Below are 12,139 nucleotides of genomic sequence, written 5' to 3'. Positions count from 1 at the left end.
TCGCTACGATCCTGCGCCGGCGGTCTCGATCGACTTCTGCATGTCGGACAGTGCGTCCTTCGCCGGCTTCTCACCCTTCAGGGCCGCGTAGGCATTTTCCTGGATGGCCTGGGTGACCGCCGGGTAGAACGGGGTCACCGGGCGGGGAACAGCGTTCTCGATGGACGTCTTCAGGACCGGCAGGTACGGCAGCTTGGCCACAAGTTCCTGGTCTTCGTACAGTGCACCAAAGACCGGAGCCAGCGAGCCCTGCGTTGCGAAGAACTTCTGCTGTTCCTCTTCAACCAGGAACTTCACGAAGTCCAGGGCGGTTGCCTTGTGGTCCGAGTAGACGCTGATGGCTGCGCTGTGGCCGCCAAGCGAGGAAGCACCCGGGCCGCTCTTGCCGGGAAGGGCAGCCATGCCCAGCTTGTCCTTCACCTGCGAGGAACCTTCAGTGGTGGCCAGGTTGTAGACGTAGGGCCAGTTGCGAAGGAAGAGCAGCTTGCCTTCCTGGAAAGCTCGGCGGCTTTCCTCTTCCTGGTATGTGATGGCTTCGGCCGGGATGTTGCCGTTCTTGAAGGCTTCAACCAGGTTGTTCAGGCCTTCCTCCGCTTCAGGGGTGTTCAGGTTCGGCTTGCCGTCAGAGTTGAGGACGGACCCGCCGGCGGAGTTGATGGCCTCGGAAGCGTTGACGGTGAGGCCTTCATACTGCTTGAACTGGCCCGCGTAGCAGGCGATGTTGTTTTGCTTGGCGATGGAGCACATGCCCATCATCTCGTCCCAGGTCTTGGGGGCCTCCGGCACCAGGTCCTTGCGGTAGTACAGGATGCCGCCGTCCGAGGAGACCGGAGCCGCGTAGAGGGTTCCCTTGTACGAACCGGCCTCAACCGTGGGCTCGAGCATGCCCTTTGTATCAACGGCCATGTTGTCCTTGAGCGGCTGGAGCCAGCCCTTGGCCGCGAATTCAGCAGTCCACACAACGTCGACGCTGGCCACGTCATAGTCCGCGTTCTTGGCCTGGAAGTTCTGGACCAGGTCGTCGTGCTGCTGGTCAGCCTGGTCGGTCTGCTCCTTGAACGTGACCTTCTCGTCGGGGTGGGCTGCGTTCCACTTTTCAATCAGCGGCCGGACGACGTTGCTGTTGTCCTTGCCTTGTACATAGGTGATGGGTCCCCGGCTGTCGAGATTGGCTCCGGCATCACTGCCGCCACCGGTGGTCCCGCCGCCGCCGCCGCCACCGCCACAGGCGGTCAGGGAGAGGGCAAGGATGCCGGCAGTAGCGGCCGGAAGTAGGAATCGGGTTTTCATAAGCTTGAAGCTCCTCGCTGAGTGACAAGTAAGTCGGCAGTGCGCTTGCATGGTGAGGTTGATGTGGTGACGATCACACTAGTAAGGTTGCAGCGGGTAATGCAAGCGTTTACATCAAAAAGTTATCTGAGAGGAACCAAATGTCCAATCCGGACGTTCCCGCAGGCCAGCCGCCGGGTAGCGAATGGTGGGCGGACGCGGTGGTGTACCAGGTGTACCCAAGGTCCTTCGCGGACGGCAACGGCGACGGGATGGGCGATCTTCGCGGCGTCACGGAGCGTTTGCCATACCTTCAGCGGCTGGGTGTGGACGCCGTCTGGCTCTCACCGTTCTACAAATCGCCCCAGGCAGACGCCGGGTATGACGTTGCCGATTACCGCCAGGTGGACCCCCTGTTCGGTTCGTTGGCCGACTTCGATGCCATGTTGCGGGAAGCTCACCGCCGGGGCCTGAAGGTTATTGTTGACCTGGTTCCCAACCACACCTCGGACGAGCATGCGTGGTTCCGGGAGGCGCTGGCCGCACCCCCGGGATCCCCGGAACGGGACCGCTACATCTTCCGTCCGGGCAAGGACGGCATCCCGGGCTCCGGCGAAGGCAACCGGGCGCCCAACAACTGGAAATCGATCTTCGGCGGCCCCGCCTGGAGCCGGGTCACCGGCGCGGACGGGTCCCCGGGCGAGTGGTACCTCCACCTTTTCGACACCAAGCAGCCCGACCTGAACTGGGACAATGCCGAGGTGCAGGAAGAGATGCGCTCGGTGCTCCGCTTTTGGCTGGACCGGGGTGCCGATGGTTTCCGGGTGGATGTTGCCCATGGCCTGGTCAAGGAAGCGGGCCTGCCGGATTGGGAAGGTGTTGCCGCCATGGTGGAAGGCACTCCGGAAGTAAAGCGGGAGCCTTCCCCTCCCGGGGACGCCCCTGGCGCCCATACCGATGCCGAAGAGCCGCACCGCGCCGTCTCACCGGTTTATCCTCCTTCACCGTTCTTTGACCAGGACGGCGTCCACGACATCTACCGTGACTGGCACCGGGTGCTGTCCGAGTACGACGGGGACCGCATGATGGTTGCCGAAGCCTGGGTGGAGCCGGCTGAACGGCTTGCCCGCTACACCCGGGCTGACGAAATGCAGCAGGCCTTCAATTTCGATTTCCTGCTGGCCGGCTGGGACGCCGAGCGCATGGCGCAGGCCATTGAGTCTTCCTTGGCGGCATCCGCCTCGGTGGGCGCCCCCTGCACCTGGGTGCTGAGCAACCACGACACCGTCCGCCACACCACCCGGTTCGGGCTCAAGGACCCCGCCACCTTCCCGAAAGGCATCGCCGCGGACGATGAGCAGCCGGACGCCGCCCTGGGGCTGGCGCGGGCACGTGCAGCAACACTGATCTCACTTGCCCTGCCCGGTTCCGCGTACCTCTACCAGGGTGAGGAGCTGGGACTCCCCGAGCACACCACGCTGCCGGCCGATGCCCGCCAGGATCCCACGTTCCACCGGACCAAAGGAGCAGAAACAGGCCGTGACGGCTGCCGGGTCCCGCTACCGTGGAGGCAGGATGCCCCCGGATACGGTTTTACGGTGGCCGGCGCTGCGGCAGCCAAGCCCTGGCTACCGCAGCCGGACAGCTTTGGACCGCTCGCGGCCGACCAGCAGGACGGCGAAGAAGGCTCAACCCTGGAGCTCTACCGGGCAGCCCTTGCTTTCAGGTCCGCCCGGGAGCTTGGCAGGGGTTCCTTCGCCTGGGCCGAGGCCCACGCTCCGGAAAGCGGAGTCCTGGCCTTCCACAATGGGGGTGTTCTGGTGCTGGGCAACCTCGGTTTCGCGTCCGCGCCTGTTCCCCAGGGATACACCGTGGTGCTCTCCAGCGGCACGGAGCCAGCCTCAGACTGGAGCGGCATGGATGAGGTCCCGGTGGACTGCACTGTCTACCTCACCAAGGACTGAGGCCGCCGCCGCTGGTCAGCGGACGCGCTCTGCCCTGCTGAAGCGCGTCCTTGCACCGGCTCCGATGTGGATGAGCACCGGAATCCTGGTCCCCACAACGGCTTCCAGTGCAGCCACCAGGGCGTACACTTCGTCGGCGAGCAGGTGCGGCGCTACCCCCTGTCTCGGCAGCAGGCGCACCTTCAGGGCGGGTGTGCCCTTGACGGCGTACGTGGTCACCGTGGCCCCTGCCAGGTCCGGACGGTTTGCCAGGGCATGCTTGAGGGCCTGCTCCGCTACTCCCCCGCCGATCCGAACGTCGCCGGGGACGTCGCCGGGATCGTATTCCATGGCCAGGAGGTTGGCCCGGCCCTTCCCCTGCTGGGCAACCCAGGCCACCATCAGCGCGATCAGCACCAGCAATGCCAGCGCCACCAGGATCCATAGCCAGCTTTGGGGCCGCCCGGGGAACCGCGTGGCGTTGAAGGCCTGGTACATGCCGGCCCACACCCCGGCGGACCAGGAGTGCCACCAGGAAGCGACGGCCGGAACGGTAGCCAGCAGCATCAGCAGGACCCCCACGGCCAGCAGTTTCAGGCCTAGGATGGCGATCAGGACCCGGTTGAGCAGGGTTGGTGTGCTGTTCATGCGCCGATGACTCCGGACGGCGCCACATTTACGTGCACCTCAGGGGACGGATTCAGCGCCATGGCAGCGAGCTCGCTGTCCACGGCGGCGAGCACGGCATCCGGGTCCACTGGCACCCCCGACGTGGGCCGGACATTGACTGCCACCTGGCGCTGCGAGACAACCACCATCACCTGTTCGGGCGTGACATTAGCGGCAAGCCGGGCCCGCCGCGCCAACGAAGAGGCGATAACTTCATCGTCCACCACCACGGCAGGGCCGTCCGCGGTCCGGCCGCCGCCCAGGAGGTGGCGGGCACGGCGTCCCGGCAGGATCCCGTTGAGGAAAAAGACGAGGCCCACCATGGCCAGCACCGCCCCGATGACTCCCAAGAGCAGCGGCGGGATTCCGGCGGGCAGTGCCACAAGGCGTTCGGCTGCGACCTGCGGCTCGATCAGCCACGCTGGCTGGCCGATGGCATGGACGCCGGCTTCAAGGAGCCCATAGGCTGCGAAGACTATGACCAGGACCGCCGCGGCGGTGGCAACCACTGCCCGCGAGGAATGGGTTTCGCGGCGCAGGATCCGTCCCATGTCAGGCGACCCGTTTTCCTGGTTCCGGCTCATCGGACCCGTCCCCCTTCGCTGATTCGTGCCCCGCTGATCCTGATGTCCACCCGGCTCAGCCGCGCGCCGCTGAGCTCAGTCACTATTGCCAGGATGCGGGCCTTTGCCGTGACGGTCCGTTCGCGGATGGAGCCGCCGGCAGCGTCCACCCGGGAGGCATCGGCTGCCACGGCGTTCAATGGGGGGATGCTGATAGGTGTGACGAGGGACAGTGCCAGCAGGCCGTCGTCGTCCGCCCAGTCAGCCCGGACGTCCTCCGCCTCCACCCCCAGCAGCTGGGCCGCGGCGGCTTTCGCGAGGCTGGTCAGTGCCTGGGTGCTGATGCGGTTGTGGCCGCTGAACCCCTGCGCCCGGACCAGCGGGGCGGCGGAGCTCATGAGGACGAGCGCCGGCCGATGATGGCGTCCAGGACGCCGCGCAGATCCAGTTTCCCTTCCGCGGCGCGGCCCAGGAGTGCCCCGATAGCCATAAAAAGAAGCGAAATCAGGAAGCCCCACAACCCGAACTGGAGTGACATGAATGCGACGAAAGCGCCCATGGCGGTGCCGGCGACGGTGAGGTTCACTGCAGTGCCTCCCGCTCGGCCGGGCCGGATACGGCGGGTTTCACCGGAGGCGGCACGTAAACGTCAGTGATTTCCACGTTGACCTCGATCACCTGCAGGCCCACCAGTTCCTCGACCGCCCGGTAGACGGCGGCGCGGACCTCGTTGGCCAGGGAATGCAGCGGCGTTCCGTAGCTCGCCACCAGGTTGATATCAACGGCCACCTGCGTCTCGCCCACTTCGGCGTGCACGCCGGCGGCATGGTCTGAACTTCCGACGGCGTCGCGGATGGCTCCCAGCGCCCGGGACGGGCCGGAGCCCAGCGAGTAGACGCCGGGGACGGCACGGGCAGCGATCCCCGCCACCTTGGCAACAGCGGTTTCGGAGATTACGGTGCGGCCAAGGCCGGGCGCGGGAACCGGTACCGCGTGGCTGCCCTGGCTGGGTTGTGGGTTCTGGTAGTCCATGTGGCACTCCCCCTTCTGTTGTTCCAACCCTATCCCTAGCCCGCGGTCATATGCCGGATACCCTGCCGCCGGTATTAAAGGACTGCGGGTGCTAAGCGACCGCCTGTGTTAAACGACCCAGGCGGGGAAGCCCCCAAGGACATCCCCGCCTGGGCGGTGCCGCCGGTTTCAGCGGCGGTGCGGCAGGCGCCGCATTCTATTTGTAGAGGCCTTCGCCGCCAACCCTGACGTTAGTGGGCAGGTAGCCGAAGGGGCCGAGACCGTTCTGGCCGAAGCTCCGGTCCACCTGGGTCACGCCGTTCTTGAAGTTGATCTTGACGGTGGGGGACAGTGAGCCGCCGCGCGCGCCGTTGACGTTGTCAATGAAGGACTGCACCAGGCCGCCCGGCTGGACGTAGTGCGAGTAGGCCTGGAACTGGCGGCCGTTCTGCTGGCCCGAGATGGAGCCGCTCGGGTTGTTGGCCGGCAGGTTAAGGTCCGTGGGGGACCCCAGGGCCAGGCCGCTGTTGTTCACCGGCTGGTAGTCCGAACGGACGCCGTCGCCCACAAAGCCGTAGACGCCGTCGGGGCCACGCATGCCGGCGGCGTACGTGAACTGGTGGCTGATCGTGTACAGGTAGTACTTGTTCTTGCCGTTTTCGTTCTGGATGAAGATCTGCGGACGCTCAGTCTGGTCGTTCACGCAGTTGGCGGAGAGGATGGGCGGCAGGAAGGACCACTTGGTCAGGTCCTTGTTGTCTGCCACGGCCAGGCCCACGTTGGCGGTCTGGTAGTGCGCGCCGCTGCCCTGGACGTCATTGACGTTCTCTGCATGCGGGTCGCCGGGCCGGTAGCCCAGGTCCTCGCCCTTGCACTGGTAGTCGCCGCGGTTCCCGGCAGTGTTGCCCTCGAAGACCATAAAGGTCTTGCCCGGGTGGGCGGGGTCAGCGAAGGTGTACGGGTCACGGAAGGCGAACCCGGGGTTCTGGGCCTTGGTCTGGTACATCTCTCCGTCCGGCTCCAGCAGCTTGGTGTGTTCGAAACCGTCGAAGGTGACGCCGTTCTTGTCGGCGTGGATGTTGCCCAGGGCCTTGGCGATGGCGGCGTCCGGGGCGATGCCGCCGCCGCCTGCGTTGCGCTCGGCCACGTCGTGGAAGGTGGTGGCCGTGTAGAACACGTTCACGTGGTTGCCCTGCATCAGGCGGGTGGAGCCGGACCACTCAGTGTTGCCGATGGAGGTGTTGTCCAGGAACAGGTGTCCGCCGTAGTTCCACTTGTCTTTGGCCGGATCGGCGTTCGTTTTGCGGAAGAAGTAGCCGATGCGGGCGTTCCAGTGGCGCTGGTCGAAGCCGTAGCCGGCGTGGCGGTCGGCCACCAGGGAGAAAATGACGTCGTAGCCCTTGTAACTGATCTGGTTGGCGTTCTCGTCCGTCAGGGACCAGGTGTCCCAGACCCAGACGTCATCGTTCATGGTGGGGAAATCCTCGGGGATCTCCGGCATGGAAACGTCGGGGCTCATCGAGTTCTGGCCGGGTGACACCGTGGTGTCGCTCTGGGCCATGATTTGCTTGGCGTCGGCGCGGGTCCACTTGGAGGTGAAGTCCGACGCCGGGTCGAAGGCCTGCTGCGTGTGTTCCGTGGGGAGCGCGAAGCCGGGAGTCGGGGCCGGCAGCTGCTGGCTGGCCGGCGGATCCGCCGGCTCGTTGGCCTGTGCGGAGGGGACGGCCAGGAAGGCCGAGGCCGCTACGGCCGTCGCCAGTGCTGCGGCCGCGGGTCGCCACCGCAGCAACCGGGGGGTTTGGGGGTGCTTGTGCATTTTGCTCTTCTCGCGGAGTTGAAACTGTTCGTGGAAGACGGACTGGTGCCCTGGTCCTTCGAACTCCGGCGGCCCCAACAACACCGCAGGCGTCATGGAGGACGCCGTTGTATCGAGGGGAACGGGGTTGGGTAGTCCCCGTAGAAGTGGCTCAGGAGCGTGAGCTTCCTGGCCCGCCCTCCACGCTGTCAGCCTTCTGAGCCCATTTCAAAACATGTTTCATGGGCACCCCGGGGAGTTGTCCCGCACCTGCGCAAGCGCTTACATTGCCCAAAGCGCGCGCGTGCCACACCGGTTTGGCTCGGGTCAAATGTTTCAATTGTCCGACAAATCTTTTTTCTGGCGCCTGGGCGCGCCTCCCGAGTCACCCGAGTCACCCTCCAGCTGTGGCTGACATCACCCGCATACTGGGGAACTCCTGAAACACACCCTTTTCCGGACAATTCCACCCCGAACGCCAGGGTGTTTTGTCCGGAAAAGGGTGCGAGAGGGGGATGCAAGGCCGGGGCCGTCCTGGGTGGAGGCACTGCCGAGCTGCACCAGGAGGCGGTGCGGGATGAGGCGAAGCCCGCAGTCCCGCGCTTGCTGGCGGTTCGGAACCCTGGAACCGGGATTTACGAACAAAGCCCAGTAATCTTTCGCGCACGGTGGCTGCCGGACGTCGCGGCCAGCCGGGGACCGACGAGAACCGCCGAGGACGGACGTCGTTGCCAGCCGAGGACGGAAACGGAATCCACAAGGGATGGGGCGGAGGATACAGATGTCACGCCCAAGCCGTACATCTTTGGCCGCTAAACACACTTTCCGGCCGCTAACCCGCTAACGCCTAATCTGGCGGCGGCGCTCGGCCAAAACCCGTTAAAGAAGAAAAGCACCAGTTCCGAAGAACTGATGCTTCCCAGTGGTGGCTCCGACCGGCGTCGATCCGGTGACCTTTCGATTTTCAGTCGAACGCTCTACCAACTGAGCTACAGAGCCTAGGTGACTAGTCACCATGACCGCCGAAATCTCTTCCGACAACCAGAGCGACCCTGACGGGACTTGAACCCGCGACCTCCGCCGTGACAGGGCGGCGCGCTAACCAACTGCGCTACAGGGCCTTGCGTTTCTTGCTTTCACAGTATCTCTACCGCTTTTTTCAAGGCTTCCAGCCTACCAGACTTTTTTCGCCTGCCTGACCAGTTCCTTGCGTACCCCCAACGGGATTCGAACCCGTGCCGCCGCCGTGAAAGGGCGGTGTCCTAGGCCGCTAGACGATGGGGGCCAGAACCCGTTCGGAACAAAACAAAAGGCGTAAAGCGAGGCTTTCCGTCTTTGTCCTTTGCGTTTCTCCGAACTGGACTCTAAAACTATAGGGCCTACTCAGGAATAATCCAAAATCGGCCAAAACACGGGCGCGGACGGGGAAGAACAGGTGAAGATGGACTGATGGATGCCGTTGCAGCACTCAACGAGATCGCCTTCTGGCTGGAGCGCGGCCGCGCTGCCACCTTCAAGGTCCAGGCCTTCCGGAAAGCCGCGGCCGTGATCGCCCCGCTCCCGCCGGACGAAGTGGCGGCCCGTGCACGGAACGGCCGGCTGAAATCCATGAAGGGCATCGGCGACCGGACCTACCAGGTCATCCGGGATGCGGTGGAGGGCCAGGTGCCCGACTACCTCGCCGACCTCCGGGAGAAGGGCGCCCAACCGCTGGCTTCGGGCGGTTCCACCCTCCGGGAGGCGTTGTGCGGAGACCTGCACAGCCACAGTGAATGGTCCGACGGCGGATCCCCCATCGAGCTGATGGTGGCGGCCGCCGGGGTGCTGGGGAGGGATTATCTGGCGCTCACGGACCACTCCCCCAACCTCACCATCGCCAACGGGCTCTCGGCCGAACGCCTCCTGCAGCAACTGGATGTGGTGGCAGCCATCAATGACGGCACCCACCCCGGCTCCGACGGACCTCCGGAGAATCAGGTGCGGCTGCTGACCGGCATCGAAGTGGACATCCTCGAATCCGGTGAGTTGGACCAGGAGCCGGAACTGCTGGACCGCCTGGACATCGTGGTGGCCAGCGTCCACTCGAAGCTCCGCGCTGATTCCAAGACCATGACGCGGCGCATGCTGGGCGGCATCCAGGACCCGCACACGAATGTGCTGGGCCACTGCACCGGCCGCCTGGTGGAGGGATCCCGCGGGACACGGCCGCCGTCGGACTTCGACGCAAAAGAGGTGTTCGCCGCCTGCGCAGAACACAACGTGGCAGTGGAGATCAACTCCCGGCCCGAACGCCAGGACCCGCCCGATGCCCTGATCCAACTGGCCCTTGACGCAGGATGCCTGTTCTCGATCGACAGCGACGCACACGCCCCCGGACAACTCGACTTCCTGCAGTACGGCGCGGAGCGCGCGGAAAAGAACGGCGTCCCGGCCGACCGGATCATCACCACCTGGCCGGTGGAGCGGCTGCTGGCATGGGCGGGATCGGATCAGGCTCACTAGGGGCGCCGCGGCTGTCCAGCCGTGCGGCATACCGTCGCAGCCAGATCCGCGGGCCGCGTACGCCGCTTATTTGGCCGCGTCCGCGAGTTTCTGCCGGAAGTCGGCCTTAGTGGTGAGGGTGAGCTTCTCCCCGTCCAGGAAGAACGTGGGCGTTCCCTTCACGCCCAGGGCCTTGCCGTCTTCGATGTCCGCCAGGATCCGCTCCTCCGTTGCGGGATCCGCTACGGCGGCGTCGAACCGGGCCAGGTCCAGCCCCAGTTCCTCGGCATAGCTGCGGAACAGCGGCGCCTGGGACTGTTGGTTCCCGGCCCACTGCGACTGCGTCTCGAACAGTCTGTTGGCCATTTGCTGGTACTTGCCCTGCTGGGACGCGGCCTCGGCAGCCAAGGCGGCCTGGCCGGAGTTCGGGTGGGCAGACAACGGGAAATGCCGGTGGACGAACGTGATCCGGTCTCCGAACTCGGCCTGGAATTCCTCCACCACCGGGTAAATGGAGCCGCAGGACGGGCATTCGAAGTCCAGGAATTCCACCAGCTGCGCCTTCTCCACGGCAGGGCTGGTCAGGCGGTGGCTCTCTGCACGGACCAGCTGTTCAGCGCCCGGGGCAGGAGGCGCTGATTGCTGGGGTTTCCCGAGGGTCAGCACGGTGTACCAGGCCACGCCGGCCACCACCACGGCTGCAAGGACGATCCAGATCACTTTCCGGACCGGGCCTGCCATATCACGGGGAGCAAGGTTTGAGACCATAAACCGCATCCTAACCGGCAGCAGGATCTCCTCTGGTGGAGCTTTGGGGAATCTTTGGCAGGAACTTGGCTAGACATGGCCGATTTCCGCCAGCCTGGGGTCCCGTTCCCCGGCTACATTGGCAGCATGGCATCAACCCCCGTCAGTTCCAGCGCTCCCCCACCCCCTTCCTCCCGGACTAAGGCCCTAGGTGTGGCGGCCATGGTCACGACGGTAGTGCTCTGGGCGTCAGCCTTTGTGGGGATCCGGGCCATCGGCCCACACTTCTCCCCCGGCTCCCTGACGCTGGGCAGGCTGGCGATCGCCGCCGTCGTGCTGTCCCTGCTGGTCCTGCCGCAGCTGCTCAAGAGCCGCCTCCTTCCCCGGGGCCGCGAGTGGTGGCCCATCCTCGCCTACGGCGCCATGTGGTTCTGCGGCTACAACGTGGCGCTGAACGCGGCGGAGCACGTGCTGGACGCGGGCACCAGCGCCCTGCTCATCAACGTGAACCCCATCCTCGTGGCCATAATGGCCGGAATCTTCCTCAAGGAGGGCTTCCCGCGCTGGCTCATCATCGGGAGCCTGGTTGCCTTCGCCGGGGTGGCGCTGATCGCCGTGGGTTCCGGCCAGCCGTCCCGCTCCGGGGAAAGCGCGACGGCGGATGTTGCCGGTGTGCTGCTCTGCCTCCTCGCCGCCGTGCTCGCCGCAGTCAGCGTCATCGTCCAGAAGCCCGTCCTGCGGAAGTTTCCCGCGGCACAGGCCACGTGGTTCGGGATCCTGGTGGGCGCCCTGTGCTGCCTGCCTTTTACAGGCCAGCTGGTTGCCGAAGTGCAGGCCGCGCCTCCGGAGGCGACCCTGGGACTTGCCTACCTCGGAGTCTTCCCGACGGCGATTGCCTTCACCACCTGGGCCTACGCACTCTCACTGATCGAAGCCGGCAAACTCGCCGCCACCACCTACCTGGTGCCCGGCACCACCATACTGATCTCCTGGCTCGTGCTGGGCGAGATCCCCACCGCGTTGGGCATGGCGGGCGGCCTGGTCTGCCTGGTGGGCGTGGGACTTACCCGGCGCCGGACACGGCCCGGCCGCAAGCCGAAAGCCGCGGAACAGGTTCCAGGACCCGCCGCGGAATTGGCTCCCACCGCAGAACCGGCCGCCAAGCGGAGCGCTTCAGCTTAAAGTGGGAGTATGCCAGCCAGCCTGCCGCCGGGACTGCCCATCCTTCCCGAAGGCCCCAGCGAGCCCCTGCATGCCACCGGGCCTGCCCACCGATTCCCGGCCCAGCCGTTCATCATGTCCGCCGACGAGTTCGAGGCCGCCGTCCAGGACGCCCTGGAGAGCATCCCGGACAAGCTTGCCCAAGCCATGGACAACGTGGCGGTGTTCATCGACGACGACTATGTGCCCCGGCCCGGGGAAGACCCGGACACGGTCCTGCTGGGACTCTACGAGGGCGTGCCGCTGACCGAACGCGACTCGTGGTGGGACGCCGGTTCGCTGCCGGACCGCATCACGATTTTCCGCGAACCCATTCTTGAAATCTGCGACTCGCGCGAGGACGTGATCCACGAAGTGGCGGTCACGGTGGTCCATGAGATTGCCCACCACTTCGGCATCGATGATGAGCGGCTGCACGAGCTCGGCTGGGGCTAGCCTTG

The 12,139-nt window shown here is 65.5% G+C and carries 12 protein-coding genes and 3 tRNA genes; 4 read left to right on the top strand and 11 right to left on the bottom strand.

Features of this window, described 5'->3' with window-relative positions:
* Window positions 1–3 precede the first annotated feature (3 nt).
* Window positions 4–1,290: an ABC transporter substrate-binding protein gene (locus BACI348_RS03470; RefSeq protein WP_159823963.1), complete on the bottom strand. Its 1,287-nt coding sequence runs from the start codon at window positions 1,288–1,290 to the stop codon at window positions 4–6.
* A 140-nt stretch (window positions 1,291–1,430) separates the two neighbouring features.
* On the opposite strand from BACI348_RS03470, the gene BACI348_RS03465 reads away from it, so the two are divergent.
* Window positions 1,431–3,233: a glycoside hydrolase family 13 protein gene (locus BACI348_RS03465; RefSeq protein WP_159823962.1), complete on the top strand. Its 1,803-nt coding sequence runs from the start codon at window positions 1,431–1,433 to the stop codon at window positions 3,231–3,233.
* A 15-nt stretch (window positions 3,234–3,248) separates the two neighbouring features.
* Here the strand turns inward: BACI348_RS03465 and BACI348_RS03460 are convergent, their stop codons facing one another.
* The 9 genes from BACI348_RS03460 to BACI348_RS03420 form a co-directional block, all read right to left on the bottom strand.
* Complete coding sequence (locus BACI348_RS03460; RefSeq protein ID WP_159823961.1) at window positions 3,249–3,860, bottom strand: hypothetical protein; 612 nt, start codon at window positions 3,858–3,860, stop codon at window positions 3,249–3,251.
* On the bottom strand, window positions 3,857–4,465 hold the full coding sequence (locus BACI348_RS03455; protein WP_159823960.1) for a hypothetical protein: 609 nt from the start codon (window positions 4,463–4,465) through the stop codon (window positions 3,857–3,859). Before BACI348_RS03455 ends, BACI348_RS03460 begins: the two co-directional genes overlap by 4 nt.
* A complete protein-coding gene (locus tag BACI348_RS03450; protein WP_159823959.1) occupies window positions 4,462–4,842 on the bottom strand; it encodes a hypothetical protein in 381 nt (126 codons plus the stop codon). The genes BACI348_RS03455 and BACI348_RS03450 overlap by 4 nt, the downstream gene beginning before the upstream one ends.
* A complete protein-coding gene (locus tag BACI348_RS03445) occupies window positions 4,839–5,030 on the bottom strand; it encodes a hypothetical protein (protein WP_159823958.1) in 192 nt (63 codons plus the stop codon). Before BACI348_RS03445 ends, BACI348_RS03450 begins: the two co-directional genes overlap by 4 nt.
* Complete coding sequence (locus tag BACI348_RS03440; RefSeq protein ID WP_159823957.1) at window positions 5,027–5,476, bottom strand: Asp23/Gls24 family envelope stress response protein; 450 nt, start codon at window positions 5,474–5,476, stop codon at window positions 5,027–5,029. The genes BACI348_RS03445 and BACI348_RS03440 overlap by 4 nt, the downstream gene beginning before the upstream one ends.
* A 196-nt stretch (window positions 5,477–5,672) precedes the next feature.
* A complete protein-coding gene (locus tag BACI348_RS03435; RefSeq protein ID WP_159823956.1) occupies window positions 5,673–7,271 on the bottom strand; it encodes a glycoside hydrolase family 68 protein in 1,599 nt (532 codons plus the stop codon).
* Between the two features lie 902 nt (window positions 7,272–8,173).
* A tRNA-Phe gene (locus BACI348_RS03430) sits at window positions 8,174–8,249 on the bottom strand.
* 48 nt (window positions 8,250–8,297) lie between these two features.
* Window positions 8,298–8,371: transfer RNA gene (locus BACI348_RS03425), tRNA-Asp, on the bottom strand.
* Between the two features lie 91 nt (window positions 8,372–8,462).
* Window positions 8,463–8,535: transfer RNA gene (locus BACI348_RS03420), tRNA-Glu, on the bottom strand.
* 164 nt (window positions 8,536–8,699) lie between these two features.
* On the opposite strand from BACI348_RS03420, the gene BACI348_RS03415 reads away from it, so the two are divergent.
* On the top strand, window positions 8,700–9,752 hold the full coding sequence (locus tag BACI348_RS03415; RefSeq protein ID WP_159823955.1) for a PHP domain-containing protein: 1,053 nt from the start codon (window positions 8,700–8,702) through the stop codon (window positions 9,750–9,752).
* 66 nt (window positions 9,753–9,818) lie between these two features.
* Here BACI348_RS03415 and BACI348_RS03410 read toward each other — a convergent pair whose 3' ends face one another.
* Window positions 9,819–10,499: a DsbA family protein gene (locus BACI348_RS03410; protein WP_159823954.1), complete on the bottom strand. Its 681-nt coding sequence runs from the start codon at window positions 10,497–10,499 to the stop codon at window positions 9,819–9,821.
* 126 nt (window positions 10,500–10,625) lie between these two features.
* On the opposite strand from BACI348_RS03410, the gene BACI348_RS03405 reads away from it, so the two are divergent.
* Window positions 10,626–11,660, top strand: coding sequence for a DMT family transporter (locus BACI348_RS03405; protein WP_159823953.1), 1,035 nt, complete (start codon window positions 10,626–10,628; stop codon window positions 11,658–11,660).
* A gap of 9 nt (window positions 11,661–11,669) precedes the next feature.
* The gene (locus BACI348_RS03400) at window positions 11,670–12,134 is read left to right on the top strand and encodes a metallopeptidase family protein (protein ID WP_159823952.1); all 465 of its coding nucleotides are present in this window, start codon (window positions 11,670–11,672) and stop codon (window positions 12,132–12,134) included.
* Window positions 12,135–12,139 lie beyond the last annotated feature (5 nt).

The organism is Arthrobacter sp. 9AX (genome assembly GCF_902506095.1).
Lineage (GTDB): Bacteria > Actinomycetota > Actinomycetes > Actinomycetales > Micrococcaceae > Arthrobacter.
Note: the sequence above shows the minus strand (reverse complement) of the source record. Positions and strands in the feature narration are given on the sequence as shown.